This is a genomic window from Chromobacterium haemolyticum, assembly GCF_009936155.1.
GTDB lineage: Bacteria > Pseudomonadota > Gammaproteobacteria > Burkholderiales > Chromobacteriaceae > Chromobacterium > Chromobacterium haemolyticum.
Genome location: NZ_AP019312.1, coordinates 1,309,306 through 1,328,232 on the forward strand (window position 1 = coordinate 1,309,306; position 18,927 = coordinate 1,328,232).

An 18,927-nucleotide genomic window follows, 5' to 3' on the forward strand; every position below is an offset into this window, starting at 1 on the left:
TGGGAAGAATGGAATCGTCAGTCGAACCAGCAAGCTGCGCGCCAGCGGCTATATTGGCCTCATGCGAGTGGGGTCGGTTTTCATGCGGATAATTTTAAATCATAGATTTAAATAGAAAAAAAAGCTTGCTATCTAATTAAGTGAAATTTAGTATTGGTTTAATAACTTATAACTCGATGTTGATAGAGACCATGACGGGTCAAGCATGACGCGAAATCTATTCACCAGCCTGACCGCTGGTTTGTTGTTGGCCGGCGCCGCGGCGGGCGCGGAAACGCCGGTCTGGAAACAGCCGGAGTACGCGGCGGCCATTGTCCAGGCTAGGGCAGGGCAGACTGCGCCGGCGCTGGCGATGCTGGAGCGGGAGCGCGCGCGAGGACCGTTGGCCGCGCCCTTGCTGGACGATTATTTGACCCTGTTGTGCTGGAGCGGGCGCGGCGCGGAGGCCTTGCGGCTGCTGCCGGGTCACGAAGCCGACATGTCGGCGGACGCGCTGACGCTGCTGGCGCGCGTTGCGCGCGACCAGCGCGACGCGGCGGAGGCCGAACGGTTGTACCGTTTGTTGTTGGCGCGTCAGCCGGCGGCCAGTTATCGCGCCGGGCTGGCGATGGCCCAATCCGAGGCCGGACACGGCGCGGCGGCGCTGGCCACTCTGGACGCCGCGCCGGCCGGCTCGTCGGCCGACGAACTGGAGTTGACCCGAGCGCGTGCATACGTCTTGCTGCAAAGCGGGGACCTGACCCGGGCGCTGGACTATCTGATCCGCGCGCGGGCGCGCTTTCCCGGAGACCCGGAGCTGGAGCGTAGTTATCTGGGCTGCTTGCTCCGCTTGGGGGCGCCGTGGCAGGCAGGTCAAGCGTCTATCGCGGATCCCCGGCTGGCCTTGCAGGTTGATTTCGACCGCGCGGCGACTTTGAGTCGTTGGGGACGCATTCAGGAAAGCCAGGACAGCGGACCTGGCCGGCACGCGCAAACCGACGCGGCGCTGAAGCTTAATCAGGACATCGCGGCGCGGCCTGAAGCCGCGCGGCCGCCGTTCGCCGCGCTGGCCGCGGACGACCGCGTGCAAATGTTGCAGCAGCGCGGCTTGTCGGCGCAGGCCATCGCTCTGGACCGGCGGCAGGCCGGCCAGGCGTGGTCGCCGTATGCCCGCGCGGCCTTGGCCGACGCTTACCTCAACCAGCGCCAGCCGCTGCGCGCAGAGGAGCTGTACCGCTCGGCGTTGCGCGACGCGCCGCAGGCGGACGAGGCGCTGGATTGGCGCATCGGCCTGGTTTACGCCCTGCTGGAGTCCGGCCAGCACGCCGCCTGCCGCCGGGAGCTGGCCGCGTTGCAAGCCACCGCTCCCCGGCTGAAAACCGACCGCGCCAGCGGCCGGCGCGTGTTCAATCCGGCGTTCCAGCGCGTGGCCTTGCTGGACGCGATGGTGACCGCCTACCAAGAGGACACCCGCGGGGGCTGGAAGAAGATGGAGGCTTTGCTGGACGAAGCGTCATTTAATCCCGAATTGCGACAGAACCAGGGCAGCCTGGCACTGATGCGCGGCTGGCCGCGGCTGGCGCGAGGCGTATTCACTCGGCTGAGCGTGGACGAGCCGGACCAGCCGGAAGCGGCGGCAACCGGCTTGGCCGGCGCCGCGCTGGACTTGCAGGAGCTGGACGAGGCGGACCGCCAGCTGCTGAGGCTGAGCGAGCTGGATGTGGACAATGCCGGCGTGCGCCAGCTGAGGGAACGCGCCCGGCTGGAACGGCGGCCGGAGCTGGTGCTGGAGGGGAAGAAGGATTTGAGCGGCGGCCAGGGCGCGGGCGAACAAAACGCCTGGGAAAGCTCGGCGCGGCTGTATTCCTCGCCGTTCGGCCACTGGCGCTTGTTTGGTCTGCACCAGTTGCAACGCGCCAGCTATGTGAACGAGACGGCCTCGGCACGTTACGAGGCGCTGGGAATGGGCGCGGAATGGCGCGGCGAACAAGGGCGCGGCGAATTCGGCCTTACCGGTCAGATAGACGGCGGGCGTCGCGGCGGCGCTTTCGCCGGCTACGACTGGACGCCGGACGACTATTGGACACTGGGTGCTCGCTTTGAGCTGAACAGCGCTGAAGCGCCGTTGAAAGGCCGCCTGGACGATGTGCGCGGCAACCGGACCCAACTGAGCCTGCAATACCGCGCCGACGACTATCGCAGCTACGCCTTGCAAGCCGAGGCTCTGTCCTTGTCCGACGGCAATCTGCGCCGTGCGGTGTCGGCCAACTGGGACCAGCGCTGGGTCAGCGGCCCGCGCTACAAGCTCAACACCATTCTGACGCTGGCGGCCAGCGCCAACGACGCGGTGCCGTCCGCCCGCTACTTCAACCCGCGCGCCGACGGCGAGGCCTCGGTGACGGCGATGCAGGAATGGAAGCTGTGGGGCGAGTACGAAACCACCTGGCATCAGCGCCTGGGCTTGACGCTGGGGAGTTACACCCAGCGTGACTTCGGCGCCGGCGGCGTGTGGGGTCTGCTGCTGGAACAAGAGTGGCGCTGGGGCAGCCGCGGCAGCCTGCGCTACGGCTTCACCCGGGTGCGCCATCCCTATGACGGCAAGGCGGAAACCGGCAACAAGGTGTATCTCAATCTGGATTGGCGCTTCTGATGAAAATGAAACAATGGCTGGCGGCCCTGATGACGGCCTGCCTGTTGTGGAGCGGCTGGGCGCAAGCGGCGGCCGGTCGGCTGGTGATCCTGTGCTACCACGAGGTGGACAAGACCGACAGCGGCGCGTCGGACCCGTTCGCGGTGGATGCCCGCGCGCTGGTGAAACAGATGGAATGGATGCGGGGCCAGGGCTACAGCTTTGTCAGCTTGCAGCAGGTGCTGGACGATCGCGCCGGCGGCAAGCCCTTGCCGGACAAGGCGGTGCTGCTGACTTTCGACGACGGTTACCGCAGCGTGTACACCAATGTCTATCCGGTGCTGAAGCTGTTCCAGGCGCCGGCCGTGATTGCGCTGGTGGGCAGTTGGCTGGAAGCGCCCGAGGGCAGCCAGGTCAGCTACGGCGACGGCGTGGCGGGGCGGAGCAAATTCCTGAGCTGGGAGCAAATCCGCGAAATGCGGGCCAGCGGCCTGGTGGAAGTGGCCAGCCATAGCTATGCCTCTCATCTGGGCGTGCTGGCCAATCCCCAGGGCAATCTTGAGCCGGCCCTGACCGCCCGCGCCTACCGCGCCGGCGGCTACGAAAGCGAATCGGCTTATCTGGCGCGCATCCGCGACGATTTGCGCCGCAACAGCGCGCTGCTCAAGGCGCGGCTGGGCGCGGCGCCCAGAGCGATGGTGTGGCCTTACGGCAGCTATTCGCCGCAGGGGGCGAAGGTGGCGGCGAAGGAGGGCATGCCGGTGACCATGGGGCTGGGCGCGGGCATCAACGACCGCGCCACCCCGCTGTCCTCGCTCCGCCGGGTGCTGCTGGACGCCAATATGGACCTGGCCGATCTGGCTTACCAATTCAAGCAGCTGAACGGCTGGCCGGACGGCGTCCGGCCCGAACCCAGCCGCATCATGCACGTGGATCTGGATTACATCTACGACCCCGACCCCAAACGTCAAGACGAAAACCTGGGCCGGCTGCTGGACCGGGTCAAGGCCATGGGCGTGAGCACCGTCTACCTTCAGGCCTTTGCCGATCCCGACGGCGACGGCGTGGCGCAGGCGCTGTATTTCCCCAACCGCCATCTGCCGATGCGCGCGGACCTCTTCAACCGCGCCGCCTGGCAATTGCAGACCCGGGCCAACGTCAGGGTCTACGCCTGGATGCCGCTTTTGGGCTTTGCCCTGCCGGCAGGCCATCCGCTGGCAGGCGAACGGGTGCTGGCGGAGCAGACCGGAGGCGCTCAGGCCAAGGTGCAGGGCTATGCGCGGTTAACCCCGTATTCCCCGCCGGTGCGCCAGCTGATCCGCGAAATTTACGAAGACCTGGCGCGCAGCTCCCGCTTCGGCGGCTTGTTGTTCCACGACGACGCCACCCTGTCCGATTTCGAAGATGCCGGCCAGGCGGCGCGTCAAGCGCGGCAAGGGCAGGGCTTGGCCGCCGACGTGGCCGAAGTGCGCGCCGATCCAGAGCAAATGGCGCGCTGGACCCGCGCCAAAACCGCCTTGCTGGACGACTTCAGCATGGAACTAGCGGCCGTGGTGCGCCAATACCAGCCGGACTTGCGCACCGCGCGCAATCTCTACGCCGAGGTGGTGCTCAACCCGGATTCGGAAACCTGGTTCGCCCAGTCCTTCGACAGCGCGTTGAACCGTTACGATCGGGTGGCGGTGATGGCGATGCCGTATATGGAAAACGCGGCCGACCCCAAGGCCTGGATGCGCCGGCTGTTCGACAAGGTGGCGGCCAAGCCGGGTGCCTTGGAAAAAACCGTGTTCGAACTGCAGGCGGTCGATTGGCGCAGCCGCAAGCCGATTCCCACCGCGGAACTGGCGGCCACGGTACGCGAGCTCAACACACTGGGCGCGCGGCATATCGCCTACTACCCGGATGATTTGTTCCATGACCAACCCAGGCTGAAGGCGTTCAAGCGGGTGTTTTCGCTGACGGCGCATCCGGAAGAATGAAGGCCGACGGCGGTGGCCAAGCGCCTGCGACAAGGCGCGCCGCGGCCGGAGCCGGGCCCTGCTCATGGGGCGGCGGGACCGTTAGACGATTGATGATTCATCGCATCAAGGGGCGAGGAGACGTGTTGTGGACCTGGCATTGATATTGCTGCTGGCATATGCCTTTTTTTATCCGTTGTTCATGGCGTATTTGTGGATGGTGGGGGCGGTGCATTACTACCTCCACTACGAAAGAAAAGATCCGCCGCTGAACCAGCCGCCAGTGCTGGATTATCCGCCTCTGAGCGTGGTGGTGCCTTGCTACAACGAGGAAGACAACGTGCGCGAGACTTTGGCCTACGCGCTGGCGCTGGACTATCCGGACTTCGAAGTGATCGCGGTCAACGACGGCAGCCGGGACGCCACCGGCGCCATCCTGGACGAACTGGCCGCCGCGCATCCGCGGCTGCGCGTGGTGCACCAGGCCACCAACCAGGGCAAGGCGGTGGGGCTCAACACCGCGCTGGCGCTTGTGCGTCATGAATACCTGCTATGCATAGACGGCGACGCGCTGCTGGACCCGTACGCGGGCAAATGGCTGATGCGCCATTTCCTGACCTCGCCGCGCGTGGGCGCGGTCACCGGCAACCCCCGCATCCGCAACCGCACCACCTTGTTGGGGCGGCTGCAAGTGGGGGAATTCACCGCCATCATCGGCCTGATCAAGCGCGCGCAGCGCACTTACGGCAGATTGTTCACCGTGTCCGGCGTGATCACCGCCTTCCGCAAGACCGCGGTTTACCAGGCGGGTTACTGGAGCGAGGACATGCTGACCGAGGATATCGACATCAGCTGGAAACTCCAGCTCAAGCACTGGAACGTGCGCTTCGAACCGCGCGCGCTGGTATGGATCTTGATGCCGGAAACCCTGCGCGGCTTGTGGAAGCAGCGGCTGCGCTGGGCCAAGGGCGGCACCCAGGCGCTGATGCGCAACGCCTGGGTGCTGCGCACCTGGCGGCATCGCCACATGTGGCCGGTGTACTCCGAATACTTCCTCAGCGTGGTCTGGTCCTACACCATGGCCGGCATCATCGTGTATTGGTTGCTGAGCCTGGTGTTGGGCGACTGGCTGCCCCAGGTGGGCACGCCGCTGATCCCGCGCTGGCACGGCATGGTGCTGGGCGGCACCTGCATGCTGCAGTTCATGATCAGCAAGATGATGGACAGCCAGTACGACGCCAAGCTGGGCAAGAACTACTACTGGATGGTCTGGTATCCGCTGGTTTACTGGCTGCTGAACGTCTGCACAACGATCGTGGCTTTCCCGCAGGCCGTGTTCCGCAAAAAGGGCAAGCGCGCGCGCTGGGTCAGCCCGGACCGGGGAGTGAGGGCATGAGCCGGCTGGGAGACGGCCTGATCATCCAGGCCTCGCACAATATGAGCGCCTTGCAGCGGCTGCTGTCCTGGTTGATGACTCTGGTGTGCTGGCTGGCGTGGTTCTATCTGTGGCTGCCGGCCTTGGCCTATGTCGGCTACCTGATCTGGGGCCGGGACGTGTTGCCTGCGGCGCTCCGCGCGGAGGATGCGCCGGAACACCTGGGCAAGCTGCTCGACTACGGCTTTGAGATCGCGCTGATCGGCTTATGTCTGCTACTTTGGTCGCGCATCAATTACTGGCGCTTCACCGGCAAGCAGAAACGCAGCCCGATCCCCAACGTCACTTTGGAGAAATTGGCGGAAGATCTGGGTTTGCCGCCGGACGAACTGCGCGAGGGCCAGGCCGCCAAGGTGGCGGTGGTCCATCATTGCGGCGAGGGCGGCATCGCCCGCATCGAAACCGTGACGCGGTTGCCGCCGCCCGCTTGAATCACCAGCCGCCGAACAAAGGCAGCAGCACCAAGGCCAGCAACAAAGCCCAGGCGGCCGCGCCGGCGCACAGCGCGCTATAGGCGAAGTGCTGGGACTCTACTTCCTCTTCCAGTCCCAATATGGCCGGCAGCCCGTGGTAGAGCAGGGCGAAGGCCGCGGCCAGGCCCAGTAGCGCGCCCAGCAGATTGAAGGCGAGATCCGGCACCAGCAAGGCCAGGCTGGACAGCCACAGCGGCACCGCCGCGCCGGCCGCCAACAGGAAGCACTGATCGAAACCCGCGGCCAGTTTGTGGCTGGAGGCCAGGGTTTGCAGCGTCCAGGCCATTAGCGGCACGGTGGCCAGCTCCGCGATGAAAAACAAGGCAGCGGCGGCCAGCCAGCGGTCCAGGCCGGCTGCGGGCGCGTAGAGCTGGCCGTGGGCCAGCCCGGCGTAGCAGATCATCAAGGCGGGCAGCAGCGAGAACGGCAGCACCAGCTTCAGCATCAAGCTGCGCGGCGACGGCGGCCTCCCGCGCAACGCGTCCCAGCCGCCGTGGCTGGAAAACAGCATCTTCGGATAATGGCTTAGTTTCATGGCAAAGCTCCTTGAGGACGGTCTGGCATGGCGGGCGGTTACATACTCTCAATATGTATCATGATGTGATATAAATTCAAGCATGAATCCCTTTTCAGACTCCCCCGTCCTGAGCAAGGCGGATTTTGAACGCCTGTCCGAATTCCGCCATCAACTACGCGTGTTTCTGCGTTTCAGCGAAGACGCCTGCCGCGGCCACGGCCTGACCCCGCTGCAATACCAACTGCTCTTGCATGTGCAAGGCTATCCGGGCCGCGACTGGGCCACGGTGGGCGAACTGGCGGAACGTCTGCAATCCCATCACCACGGCGTGGTGGCGTTGGCCAGCCGCTGCGAGGAGCTGGGCCTGGTGCGGCGACGGCCCGGCCGCGACGACCGGCGGCAGGTGGAAATCCATCTGACCGAGGCCGGCCGCAACCAGGCGCAGGCGCTGGCCGCGCTGCACCGCGACGAAATCCGCCTGCTGCGCGATAAGCTTGCGCCGCCGGGCTTCGACCCGGCTTAGAACCTGTTTACGATCTGCTGCGCGTCGGCGATACCGCGTTAAAAACAAACTCAAAATGCTCATGTACCGTATGTACACTCCGCTTTTTCGCTTGTTTTCGCCTTGTCTCGCCTTAGCTCGCAAGATCGTAAACAGGTTCTTAGACCAGCTAACAAAAGCCCCTGATCCTGCGTTGCGCCTCCTTGGCGTACGACTTGTACTGTAGCTTCGCAGAAACTTTGTTTTCTGCGTCGACGCGCCTTGGCTCAGGTTCTCTGCGAGGTTTTGTCAGCGGCTCTTAATCGCCCAGATAGCGCCGGCGCAGCAGCCGCAGCCGGCCGTCCGCGGCGACGCGGTTCAAGGCCTTCTGCAAACGGAAGACGCGCTGGGGCGGCGTGTCCGGATTGAGTGCGAACCAGTATTGCCCTCCGCCGTCCAGCAAATAAGCCGGCGCGGCCGTGCGCGGCGGCAGTTTCAGCTTGTCCAGATGCCAGCGCATCGCCCAGTCCAGCATCGCCACCAGATCGACGCGGTCCAGCAGCAGCTTGTTCAGATTGGCCGCGTCGTCCTGGCCGGCGTCCAGCCCTTCGCGCCGCGGGTCCAGCGCCGCCAGCCGGCTGAAGGCGGCGGAGCCGGCCAGCGCGCCCACCCGATAGCGCCGCGCGTCGGCCGCGTTGCCCAGGCGGATGTCGCGGCGGGCGGACAGCCGATACAGGAAGACGCGGCGAGGGCCTATCGGCCCCACCCATTGGAACTGCGTTTCCCGCTCCGGTGTGCGCACCATGGCGAACAACAGCGCGTCCGGCGTTTTCCGCACCGTGGCGTATGCGCGCAGCCAGGGCTGAACTTCAATTTCCAGGCTGAGCCCGGCCTCCGCCGCGACCAGGCGCAAGGCCTCGGCGGCATAGCCCTTGACCCGGCCGTTTTCCACATAGCTGAGCGGCGGCAGATCCTCGGTATAGGCGTTGATGTCGGCCGCCGCGGCCGATAGCGCCCAGCATGCGCCAAGCGCCGCCAGCAGCGGGCGGATGAGAGTCCCCGGTATGACCATTTTTTGTCCGTTATGCGTGATGGTTCACAGCATGGCAGTTTGCCAGACAAAAGGGCCTGCTTGATGACAAATGGGCGGTTTCAGCGCAGGGCCAGCGCGGTGCCCAGGCCGATCAAGGCGCAGCCTATGATCCGGTTTAAGCCGCGCTGGCGGCGCAGCATGCCGGCGTGCAGCCGCGGCTGAGTAAACAGCAAGGCCACCAGCGCGAACCAGGCCAGATACGCGGCGGAGATGAATAGCCCGTAGCCCGCGCGCAGCGACAGCGGCGTGTCCGCGTTCACCGCCTGGCTGAACAGGCTGAGCACGAACAGCGAAGTCTTGGGATTCAGCGCATTGCACAGCAGGCCGGCGCGCAGCGCGGCCCAGGCGCTTTGCCGGCGGTCCCTCTCCGCGGGGCCGGCGGCCAGCGGCGGCTGGACGAAGGTGCGGTAGCCGATGTAGAGCAAGTAGGCGGCGCCCAGCAGCTTGAATCCGGCCAGCAGCCAGGGCGTGCGGCTGAGCAGCAGGCTGACGCCCAGCAGCGCGCACAGCACATGGAATTGCACGCCCAGCGCGATGCCGAAGGCGCCCAGCAGACCGTGGCCGCGCCCGTATTGCAGGCTGTTGCGGGTGATGACAGCGAAGTCGGCGCCGGGGCTGATCACGGCGAGCAGGGTAAGCAGGGCTACGGTCAGGAGTTCGTTCATCGCGATAAGGCTTTCAGAAGAAGACGCCGCGATTGTCGCGGGCTTGGCGCGCGGGGAAAATCGATTTATTGTCCTTGCATTGAGTGAGGAAAAGTCACAGATGAGCTATCGCATTCCGGCCTTGACCGCCGTCCGCGCCTTTGAAGCCGCCGCTCGCCACGGCAGCTTCGTCAAGGCGGCCGCGGAACTGTGCGTGACCCACGGCGCGGTCAGCCGCCAGGTCAAGCAATTGGAGGAGGGGCTGGGCGTGGCCCTGTTCGAACGGCGCAACCGGGCGGTGTTTCTGACCGCGGCCGGCGAGAGCTTCCGCCAAAGCTGCGCCGAGGCCTTGCGCGTGCTGGAGCAGGGCGCGGCCCGCGCGCAGCGGCAAGCGGACGCGCCGCTGCGGCTGTCCTGCGAACCCACCATTGCGATGCGCTGGTTGATTCCGCGGTTGCCGGCTTTTCAGACCGAACATCCCGACATCGAGTTGCTGCTGTCCGCCGCCGGCGGGAAAGTCGATTTTTCCTCACAGAGAATCGACCTGGCGCTGCGTCGAGACGACAGCGGCTGGGGCCTGGGCGATCACGTGGCCGAAGTGGCGCGGGAGCGGATGGGGCCGGTGTGCGCGCCGGCGCGGCTGCAGGCCGCGGGCGGAGATTGGCGCGCCTTGCCCCTGCTGCACGCGGACAGCCGGCCGGCGGCCTGGAGCCGCTGGTTGGCGGCGCAGGGCGTGGAGGCTGCGGGAGAGGCTGGGCGTTTCGAACATTTTTACCTCAGCTTGCAGGCGGCCGAAGCGGGAATGGGCCTGGCCATCGCCTCGCTCTATATGGCGGCGGACGCGCTGAGGCTGGGCCAGTTGACGGCGCCGGCCGGCTTTTGCGAGGACGGCTCCGGCTATGTGCTGTTGTCGTCGAGGCCGTTCGACGGCGACGCGCGTCGGCGGGCGGTGCTGGAGTGGCTGCGCCGGCAGATGGCGCTGGATTTGCCTAGGGGCTGAGCGCCGCGCCGTCGGCCGCGGGCAGACAAGCCTGAAAACGTTCGAACAGCTCGCGCTCCTCAAAGCGCACGTGAGCTTCCATCAACTGGGCGAAGCGCGCCAGCGCGGCTGCTTGCGGCGTGGCCAATTCCGCGATCAGCTCGCGCAGCCGGCGGTGTTCGTCCAGGGCGCGGGTGGCCAGCGCCGCGTGCTCGGTCTGCGCCAGCCGCGGCAACAACGCTGTTTCTTCTTCCGCGAAATGCCGTTCCAGCGCGTCGGCGCTCCAGGCGCGCAGCGCGGCGGCCAATTGCGCTTGCCGTTCCGGGTCGCCGGACTCGGCGGCCAGCCGGGCCTGGCGCGCCATTTTCAAGGCGTGATGGTGTTCGCGGGACAATTCCTGCAAGGCGGGGTGTCGCTTCATGAGGTGGGTTCTTTCCGGAGTCTATCCGCCGGGGCGCGGCCGCGCCGCAAGCTGCTTAGCAGCAGGACGACGAAAAACAGCAGGGTCAGCGCATTGAGCAGGCCGGCCGCGCGCCGCCAGGCGAAAGCGCCCAGCATGCCGTACAGCCGCAGCAGCAAGGACAGGTGCAGGGCCGCCAGCGGCGCGTAGAACAGCGGGCGGTAAGGCAGCTTCAGCCGCGTCAGCGCGGGAATGATGATGGGCGCGTGGCCGAACACCATGGAAAACACAAAGCCCAGGCCCGCCGCGTGCAAAGCCGCGTCGCGCCAGGGATGGCCGGGCAGCAGCGCGCCGGCCAGGCCCAAGGCGCCGGCCACCGCCAGCCAGCCGTAGCCGCAGAGCAGGGCGACGGCGATGTAGCGGGTCAGCCCCCGCTGGCGCGCGTTGCGCCGGGCGATGTCGTGGCGCAGCAACCAGACGGCCAGCGCCAACAAGGCCGCCGCGTACAGCCGCAGACCGGCGTCCGGCCGCCACAGGGACAGCGCCGCGCCGCCGCCCAGCGCCAGGGCCGCCAGCGCGAAGCCGCGCCGGGCGGAGGGCGCAAGCGGCAGCAATCGGGTCAGCTCCAGCCGTTCGCCGGCAATGGTCAGAATCAGGAAGGCCAGCCACCAGGGGATGGCCGCCTGCAAATCGCCGCCCAGCAACCAGGCGAGGTTGCCGATCAGCCAGCACAGCGCGGCGGCGGCCAGGGTCAGAGTGAAAGCGGCGACCTGACGCCTCAGCACCTGGACGCCGCCGGCCAGCAAGACAACCGCGGCCAGCGTCTGCAGCAACTCCGCCGTCAGCGGCGGCAGGCCGGCGATCAGGCTCAGGCCGGACAGTCCCGCGGCAGCCGGCGCAAGCAAGGCCCACCGGCGGTTCAAGGCCACCGCCCGCTCCAGGCTGATTACCCCGCCGAAGAACGCGCCTATCATCAGCGCGCCGTGCCAACCGGCCAGCGCAGCGGTCGCGGCGGGGACTGCCCAGCCCAGGCGAGCCAGGCCGGCCAGCGCGCCGCAGAGCAGGGACAGCGCGGCCAGGCCCAGCCAGGGCAGCCGGGCGCTCATGCCCGCCAGCCGAAATGGCGGCGGCTGTCCTCGCTCATCCTTTCCGGCGACCAGGCCGGCTCCCAAACCAAGTTGACATGGATGCGGCGCTGCGGGGGCAGGCCGTGGGTGAGCGCGAATTCCACTTCATCCATGATCATTTCGCCCATGGGGCAGGCGGGCGAGGTCATGGTCATCTCGATCAACAAATGTTCGGCTTGCGGGTCGATGCGATAGACCAGGCCAAGGTCGATGATGTTGACGCCGATTTCCGGGTCTATGACCTGGCGCAGCAAGTTGCGCGCCAAGTCCACTTCCTGTTGCTGTTCGGTTGAGAGCGGGTCCGGCATGGTGGTCGCCTTTTAAGGTATATATTTTTTACACCTTATGAATGCTACGCTGGCGGCGGCGGACGGGCAATAGGCCGTTCAGCCTAAATCGCGGCGGCGCACCTGCTCCCAATCCAGGCCGAAGCGCGCCAGATATTTGCGCAGCCGGTCCGCGTCGTTGGGCTGGCTTTTGAGCTGACGCGAGGCGGCGAACAGCCGGCGGCCGGCCTCGGATAGCGAGGCGGCGTCGCGGCAGATGCGCAGCACGCCTTCCAATTGCATGCGGTCGAACAGGTCAAGCCGCGTCAGACGCTCCGGGTCCAGCGCCGCCAAGGCTTCGTCCGGCGCTTGCTCTTGCCAACCGTGGCGCAGCCGCGCGATTTCCTCGTTGACGCCTTCTTCGTCAATGCGGCCGGCGTCGGCCAGCGTGGCCATCCGCGTGACCGAGGCGGACAGCTCGCGGAAATTGCCTTGCCAGCGCGCTTGCGGAGACGCGGCGAAGGCGAGGTAGGCGCGGCGCGCCTCGGCGTTGAAGCGGGCGCGCTGGCCGTGCTGCTCGGCGTGGCGCGCCAGTTCGAACTCCAGATTGGGTTCGATGTCCTCGCGGCGTTCGGCCAGGCCGGGCAAGTCGAAGCTCCATAGATTGATGCGCGCGTACAAATCCTCTCGGAAACGGCCGGCGCGCACCCATTGGCGCAAGTCCCGCACCGTGCCGCAAATCAACTGGAAATTGCTGTGCACCTCGCAATCGCCGCCAAAGGGGAAGAAGCGCTTTTCCTCTATGGCCTTGAGCAGCATCGCCTGTTCGTCCAGTCCCAGTTCGCCTATCTCGTCCAGAAACAGCATGCCGCCATCCGCGCTGCGCAACAGGCCGAAGCGTTCCGCGTGCGCGCCGGTGAAGGCGCCCTTCACATGGCCGAACAAGGCCGACATCGCGCTGTCGCCGCGCAGGGTGGCGCAATTGACCTCGACAAAGCGGCCGTCCAGTCGATGGCGCGTCTTTTTCAGCTGGTAGAGCCGGCGCGCCAGCTGGCTCTTGCCCGCGCCGGTGGGGCCGCTGAGCAGAATGGGCGCGTCGGAGCGCACAGCCACTCGCTCGATCTGCTCGATCAGGCGATTGAAGCGTGGGTTGCGGGTGGCGATGCCGGACTTGAGAAAGGACACGGTGTCGTCGCTCTCCTGGCGGAAACGTTGCGCGATCTGGTCGTAGCGCGACAGATCCAGGTCGATGAGGCTGACCTCGCCGGCCAGGCGCTGGCCCTGGCGCGCCGGCGAGCTTTGCAGCAGCCGCGCCGGCAGGTGGCGGGATTCGGTGAGCAGAAACCAGCAAATCTGCGCCACGTGGGTGCCGGTGGTGATGTGGACCAGGTAATCCTCGCGTTCGGTGTCGAAAGCGTAGCGCGCGGCGAAGTCGTGCAGCGCCGCGTACATCTCCTCGAAATCCCATGGGTCTTGCAGATTGACCGGATGCAGCCGAACCTCGGTGCCCGGCGACACCGCGGCGATGTCCTGCGCCGTCAGCTGCGCCAGCCGCGAATGATGGTTGTCGTGCAGCAACTCCAGCCGCCGCAGCGGCATGTTGGGCTGGGCGCAAATGCCCACCGAGGGCCGCCATTTTTTCCAGCGCTCGGCGCCGTGGCCGCGCCGGTCCAGCACCGTGCCCAGGAAACCAATCGCCACTCTCTCGCGCATATATTATCTATTTGGATAATTGAATAGATTATTTTATCAAAAAAGACTTGGCTGTGTTTCTTCAAAATCCGGAGATTGGTTGCCTCGTGGAAGGTTTGTTATTGTTTAATCAATGGTTTGTTGGTTTTATTTCGAGTTGTCTTCAAGCTGGCACGATTCTGGCAATAAGCGAAATGGGTGCGGAGGCGCAAGCCTGTCCGCCCTTGGGGCGAAGCGCGCCGGCAGCGCGCTAAGAACCTGTTCACGATCTGCTGCGCTTCGTGAAGCGTTGCACGGTGAGTACAAGCTCAAAATGCTTCATGTACCACGTGTACATTCCGCTTTTCGCTCGTTTTCGCCTTGTCTCGCTCTTGCTCGCGAGATCGTGAGCAGGCTCTAAGACCCGCTAACAAAACCCCTGATCCTGAGTCGCGCCGACTTGTACTGTAGCTTCGCAGAAACTTCGTTTTCTGCGTCGGCGCGCCTTGGCTCAGGTAGGCTGCGCGGTTTTGTTAGCGGCTCTAAAAACAGATATGCACAAAGAAAGACAAGAATATGACCGTGAATCCCTACCAAACCCTGCAAGCGCCCAATGGCGCGCCAATCAAGATGTGGACGCAAGGCGTCCCGGTGGAGGACGCCGCGCGCGAGCAACTGCTGCAAACCGCGCAGCTGCCTTTTATCTTCCGGCACCTGGCGGTGATGCCGGACGTGCATCTGGGCAAGGGCTCCACCATCGGCAGCGTGATCCCCACCGTGGGCGCCGTCATTCCGGCGGCGGTGGGCGTGGACATCGGCTGCGGAATGATGGCTGCGCGTACCACGCTGAGCGCCGCGGATTTGCCGGACCAACTGGGCGGCTTGCGCGGCGCCATCGAAGCCGCCGTGCCGCACGGCCGCAGTTCCCCCCGCTCCGGGCGGGACAAGGGCGCCTGGCAGCGACCGCCGGCCGGCGTGGACGCCGCCTGGGCGCGGCTGCTGCCGGGCTTCGACGCCATCGCGGCCAAATATCCCAAGTTGGCGAAAACCAATAACCACCTCCACCTGGGCACGCTAGGCACTGGCAATCACTTCATCGAAGTGTGCCTGGACGAGGCGGACCGGGTCTGGTTCATGCTGCACTCTGGTTCGCGCGGCGTGGGCAACGCCATCGGCAACCTGTTTATTGAACTGGCCCAGACGGATATGCGCCGGCACATCGCCAACTTGCCGCACCGCGAACTGGCTTACTTCGAAGAAGGCAGCTCTCATTTCAACGACTACGTGGAAGCCGTGGGGTGGGCTCAGGACTATGCGCGTCAAAACCGTCAACTGATGATGCGCCATGTGGTGGACGCCGCGCGCGGCGTGATCGCCAAGCCCTTCGACGCCGAAGTGGAAGCGGTGAACTGCCACCACAACTACGTGCAGCGCGAGACCCACTTTGGCCGAGACGTGCTAGTCACGCGCAAGGGCGCGGTGGCCGCCCACAAGGGCCAGCTGGGCATCATCCCCGGCTCCATGGGCGCCAAGAGCTTCATCGTGCGCGGCCTGGGCAATAAGGAGGCCTTCTGTTCCTGCAGCCACGGAGCCGGCCGCGCGATGAGCCGCACCGAAGCCAAGCGCCGTTTCGATCTGGAAGACCAGCGGCGCGCCACCGCCCACGTGGAATGCCGCAAGGACGCCGACGTGATCGACGAAATCCCGATGGCTTACAAAGACATCGACGCGGTAATGGCGGCGCAGTCCAGCCTGGTGGAAGTGGTGCATACCTTGCGCCAGGTGGTCTGCGTTAAAGGGTGAAGGCCCGTTCCCAGTCCGGCGCGCGCGTTTTTTAACGCTCTTTGCTAGCCGTTTGGCGGGTGCGCGGTGGACATTGAACAGGTTCAAAGAGCGTGTTTGCGGTCTTGCGAGCAAGGGCGAAGCAGGGCGAAAACGAGGTGCATGAGCATTTCGCGGCGGCATTCGCCGTGTGGCGTCTCTCTGCGCGGAGCGGATCGAAAATAGGTTCTAGTAGCGGCTAACAAACCCCTGATGCGGCGTTGCGCCGATTGGCCTCAGGCGTGAAACGGACAATGTTAGCCGCTCTAAAGAAAGGTGCCGACAGGGCGGGAGGCTCCGCCGACGGCCTGGAGACAAAGACAATGCGAGAATTTTTATTTCAACACCCGCTGGAAGACGCGATGCGCGAGCGGGTGCGGCGCGAACTGGACGCGCTGGAACGGCGGCACCGGGTGCGGGTGCTCTACGCCTGCGAATCCGGCAGCCGCGCCTGGGGCTTTCCGTCGCCGGACAGCGATTACGACGTGCGCTTCATCTACGTGCACGAGCCGGAATGGTATCTGCGCGTGATGCCGCAGCGCGACGTGATCGAACTGCCGATCAACGATGAGCTGGACATCAGCGGCTGGGAGTTGCGCAAGGCGCTGCGCCTGCTGCAAGGCTCCAACCCCACGCTGTGCGAATGGCTGCAATCGCCGCTGGTGTACCGGGCGGACCCGCAGGCCTTGCGCCTGCTGCGCGGCTTGGCGCCGGACTTCCGCTCGGACCTCAAGTGCCGCTGGCACTACCTGGCGATGGCGCGCAAGAACTTCAACGCCCACCTGCAGGGCGACAGTATCTGTCTGAAAAAATACCTGTACGTGCTGAGGGCTTTGCTGGCCGTGCGCTGGCTGGACGCCGGGCGCGGCATGCCGCCGACGCGCTTCGCCCAACTGGCGGCCGGGGTTGTGGACGACGCCGAGCTGGCGGTTGAGATCAACCGCCTGTTGGCGGTGAAGATAGCCTGCGGCGAGTCCATGCGCGGACCGCGCCGCCCGCGCATCCATGCCTTCATCGAACAGCAGCTGGCGGCGGCGGAACCCGCGCCGGCGCTGCCAACGCCCTGTGGAGACAGCGCGCAGCTGGACCAGGCGCTGTGGCGGCTGGCCAGGCCGCTAGACCATGAATTGGGATTGGTGTCCAGCTGAAAGGACAGCATTGCGTATTCCATCGGGATAATAAGATGTTGGCGGCAGGCAGTTCGGCTCGCGCCGGCCGCCGCCGTCCTGACATCAACCCGGGGGTATCCTGATGAGCTACACCAATGTCGAATCCAGACCTGGCCAACAGTCGCGCCATGGCCAAGTGTTCAAGCCGGAATCGCGCGGCCAGCTTTGCGTGGACGGCGTCAACGCCCAGTGCCCGTTGCAAAGCTGGCAGGTCAACGGCCTGGAAGGCGGCAAATTCTTCCCCGCCATCGCGGGCGGCCTGCGCGACCCGCTGGCGCCGGACGACGTGGCCAATGTGGCGCCGCCGGCGGACGGCAAGATCGCCAGCGCCGGCCAGGCCTTCGCCGCGGTGCTGGACGAGCAGAGCGCCGAGCGTTGGCACAAGCACCCGGTCAAATCCGGCCAGACGCAGGAATTCCACTGGAGCTACCACGCCGTCCATCTGACCCGGCGCTGGAACTACTTCATCACCAAGCCCGGCTGGAATCCCAACCAGCCGCTGAGTCGCGCCCAGTTTGAATCCGAACCCTTCTACAAAGTGGAACTGACCGCCCAGCCGTATTGGTCCCACGGCGCCGAACTGATGCCGCCGGACCCCACCATCCACAATGTCAGGCTGCCGGAACGCCAGGGCTACCACGTGGTGCTGGCGGTGTGGGAAGTGGCCGACACCGGCAACGCCTTCTATCAAGTGATCGACTTCGACTTCAGCTAATCAAGGCGCTTCTGGAAACGCGCGGCGGCCTAGGCCGCCGCCGTCGCCACCATGAAAGGAAGGGCAGATGAACCAATTCGCCAAGCCGGAACAGCGCGCGCTGAGCGACGACGCCGCATTGATGCCGGAGATTGAAGGCAACTTTTTGATGGGCTTCTGGCACAACTGGCCGTCGGAGCCGGGCAACGGCTATCAGGGCGGCCAATCCGCGGACCTGCCGTTGGCGGAAGCGCCGGCCGACTACAACATTGTGGCGGTGGCCTTCATGAAGGGCGCCGGCATTCCCACCTTCAAACCTTACAATCTGAGCGATCAAGCCTTCCGTGAACAAGTGGGCGAACTCAATCGCCAGGGGCGGGCGGTGTTGATCTCGCTGGGCGGCGCGGACGCCCACATCGAACTGCATGCGGGGCAAGAGCAAGCGCTGGCCGACGAAATCATCCGGCTGGTGGAAACCTACGGCTTTGACGGCCTGGACATCGACCTGGAGCAAAGCGCCATCGCCGCCGCCGACAACAGCGCGGTGATCCCCGCGGCGCTCAAGCGGGTCAAAGACCATTACGCCGCCCAGGGCCGGCATTTCATCATCAGCATGGCACCGGAATTCCCCTACCTGAAAGTGGGCGACAAATACGCGCCGTATCTGGCCGCGCTGGACGGTTACTACGACTTCATCGCCCCGCAGTACTACAACCAGGGCGGCGACGGCGTCTGGGTGGACGAACTGAACGCCTGGCTGTCCCAGGACAACCAGGAACAAAAGGAAGATTTCCTTTACTACCTGACCGATAGCCTGGTCAACGGCACCCGCGGCTTCCTGCGTATTCCGGCGGACAAGTTCGCCATCGGCTTGCCGGCCAACAACGACGCCGCCGCCACCGGCTTCGTGGCGGACCCCGGCGCGGTTTACCGCGCCTTTAGCCGCTTGGCCGCCGACGGCAACCCCATCCGCGGCTTGATGACCTGGTCCGTCAACTGGGACGCCGGGCATAACGCTGAAGGCCGGCCCTATGACTGGGGCTTTGTCCGCGACTACGCCGAACTGATCCACGGCGGCGGCGAAGGCGGCCGTCCCGGCGCGCCGCAAAACCTCAAAGTGGACAGCCGCAGCGACACCGCCATCAGCCTGAGTTGGGAAGCCTCGCAAGGCGGCGAGCACGCGGTGACGCATTACCAGCTGCACCGCGACGACCAGCCGGCGGGCGAAACCAGCGCGCTCAACTATCTGGACAGCGGCCTGCGGCCCGGCACCGCCTACCGCTATTTCGTCACCGCGCTGGATGCCGAGGGCCAGGCCTCCGGTCCCAGCAACAGCGTGACCGCCAGCACCACCGGCGGCGATCCGGGGCCGGAATTTCCCGAGTGGCTGAACGAACACGACTACCAAGTGGGCGACGGCGTCAGCTATCAGGGCCTGCATTACCGCTGCTTGCAGGCGCACCGGTCCAACCCCGGCTGGACGCCGGACGTAGCCTTCACTCTGTGGGGGCTGGCCTGAGTCGAGCCTGGCGGCCCGCCGTCGCGGCGGCGGGCCTTGTTGGGAACTGGCGAAATGCGCGGTGGATCGCCC

General features: G+C 65.6%; 17 protein-coding genes. 10 read left to right on the forward strand and 7 right to left on the reverse strand.

Going from position 1 to position 18,927, the window contains the following annotated elements; genetic code table 11:
- The first annotated feature begins 205 nt into the window (after positions 1-205).
- The 4 genes from pgaA to pgaD all read left to right on the forward strand — a co-directional run bounded on the left by pgaA (position 206) and on the right by pgaD (position 6,432).
- Positions 206-2,629: a poly-beta-1,6 N-acetyl-D-glucosamine export porin PgaA gene (pgaA, locus tag GYH29_RS06180; RefSeq protein WP_052052250.1), complete on the forward strand. Its 2,424-nt coding sequence runs from the start codon at positions 206-208 to the stop codon at positions 2,627-2,629.
- On the forward strand, positions 2,629-4,587 hold the full coding sequence (pgaB, locus tag GYH29_RS06185; protein ID WP_161523368.1) for a poly-beta-1,6-N-acetyl-D-glucosamine N-deacetylase PgaB: 1,959 nt from the start codon (positions 2,629-2,631) through the stop codon (positions 4,585-4,587). Before pgaA ends, pgaB begins: the two co-directional genes overlap by 1 nt.
- Before the next feature lie 127 nt (positions 4,588-4,714).
- Positions 4,715-5,962 (forward strand): poly-beta-1,6-N-acetyl-D-glucosamine synthase, encoded by a 1,248-nt coding sequence (gene pgaC, locus GYH29_RS06190; RefSeq protein WP_232060525.1) that lies wholly within the window; start codon positions 4,715-4,717, stop codon positions 5,960-5,962.
- A complete protein-coding gene (pgaD, locus tag GYH29_RS06195) occupies positions 5,959-6,432 on the forward strand; it encodes a poly-beta-1,6-N-acetyl-D-glucosamine biosynthesis protein PgaD (protein WP_019100102.1) in 474 nt (157 codons plus the stop codon). Before pgaC ends, pgaD begins: the two co-directional genes overlap by 4 nt.
- Before the next feature lies 1 nt (position 6,433).
- On the opposite strand, the gene GYH29_RS06200 is transcribed toward pgaD, so the two are convergent.
- A complete protein-coding gene (locus GYH29_RS06200) occupies positions 6,434-7,009 on the reverse strand; it encodes a YIP1 family protein (RefSeq protein WP_019100103.1) in 576 nt (191 codons plus the stop codon).
- Positions 7,010-7,091: 82 nt separating this feature from the next.
- Between GYH29_RS06200 and GYH29_RS06205 the strand changes: the two genes are divergently transcribed.
- Positions 7,092-7,514 (forward strand): MarR family winged helix-turn-helix transcriptional regulator, encoded by a 423-nt coding sequence (locus GYH29_RS06205; RefSeq protein WP_019100104.1) that lies wholly within the window; start codon positions 7,092-7,094, stop codon positions 7,512-7,514.
- Between the two features lie 277 nt (positions 7,515-7,791).
- On the opposite strand, the gene GYH29_RS06210 is transcribed toward GYH29_RS06205, so the two are convergent.
- Positions 7,792-8,544 (reverse strand): substrate-binding periplasmic protein, encoded by a 753-nt coding sequence (locus GYH29_RS06210; RefSeq protein ID WP_161523369.1) that lies wholly within the window; start codon positions 8,542-8,544, stop codon positions 7,792-7,794.
- A gap of 80 nt (positions 8,545-8,624) precedes the next feature.
- The gene (locus tag GYH29_RS06215; RefSeq protein WP_161523370.1) at positions 8,625-9,230 is read right to left on the reverse strand and encodes a LysE family transporter; all 606 of its coding nucleotides are present in this window, start codon (positions 9,228-9,230) and stop codon (positions 8,625-8,627) included.
- 100 nt (positions 9,231-9,330) lie between these two features.
- Between GYH29_RS06215 and GYH29_RS06220 the strand changes: the two genes are divergently transcribed.
- Positions 9,331-10,209: a LysR substrate-binding domain-containing protein gene (locus GYH29_RS06220; protein WP_161523371.1), complete on the forward strand. Its 879-nt coding sequence runs from the start codon at positions 9,331-9,333 to the stop codon at positions 10,207-10,209.
- On the opposite strand, the gene GYH29_RS06225 is transcribed toward GYH29_RS06220, so the two are convergent.
- The 4 genes from GYH29_RS06225 to rtcR form a co-directional block, all read right to left on the reverse strand.
- On the reverse strand, positions 10,199-10,609 hold the full coding sequence (locus tag GYH29_RS06225) for a hemerythrin domain-containing protein (RefSeq protein WP_019102058.1): 411 nt from the start codon (positions 10,607-10,609) through the stop codon (positions 10,199-10,201). The two genes, GYH29_RS06220 and GYH29_RS06225, sit on opposite strands and share 11 nt — an antisense overlap.
- A complete protein-coding gene (locus tag GYH29_RS06230) occupies positions 10,606-11,694 on the reverse strand; it encodes a hypothetical protein (protein ID WP_161523372.1) in 1,089 nt (362 codons plus the stop codon). Before GYH29_RS06230 ends, GYH29_RS06225 begins: the two co-directional genes overlap by 4 nt.
- Entirely contained in the window at positions 11,691-12,023 is a 333-nt protein-coding gene (locus GYH29_RS06235) for a metal-sulfur cluster assembly factor (RefSeq protein ID WP_019102060.1), read from the reverse strand. The genes GYH29_RS06230 and GYH29_RS06235 overlap by 4 nt, the downstream gene beginning before the upstream one ends.
- 78 nt (positions 12,024-12,101) lie before the next feature.
- Complete coding sequence (gene rtcR / locus GYH29_RS06240; protein ID WP_019102061.1) at positions 12,102-13,694, reverse strand: RNA repair transcriptional activator RtcR; 1,593 nt, start codon at positions 13,692-13,694, stop codon at positions 12,102-12,104.
- A 534-nt stretch (positions 13,695-14,228) separates the two neighbouring features.
- On the opposite strand from rtcR, the gene GYH29_RS06245 reads away from it, so the two are divergent.
- From GYH29_RS06245 to GYH29_RS25000, 4 genes are all read left to right on the forward strand, one after another.
- Positions 14,229-15,455, forward strand: a complete 1,227-nt coding sequence (locus GYH29_RS06245) for an RtcB family protein (protein ID WP_161523373.1) — start codon at positions 14,229-14,231, stop codon at positions 15,453-15,455.
- A gap of 341 nt (positions 15,456-15,796) precedes the next feature.
- Entirely contained in the window at positions 15,797-16,621 is an 825-nt protein-coding gene (locus GYH29_RS06250; protein WP_019102063.1) for a nucleotidyltransferase domain-containing protein, read from the forward strand.
- Positions 16,622-16,724: 103 nt separating this feature from the next.
- On the forward strand, positions 16,725-17,357 hold the full coding sequence (locus tag GYH29_RS06255) for a lytic polysaccharide monooxygenase auxiliary activity family 9 protein (protein WP_019102064.1): 633 nt from the start codon (positions 16,725-16,727) through the stop codon (positions 17,355-17,357).
- Between the two features lie 67 nt (positions 17,358-17,424).
- Positions 17,425-18,855: a carbohydrate-binding protein gene (locus GYH29_RS25000; protein ID WP_107732704.1), complete on the forward strand. Its 1,431-nt coding sequence runs from the start codon at positions 17,425-17,427 to the stop codon at positions 18,853-18,855.
- Positions 18,856-18,927 lie beyond the last annotated feature (72 nt).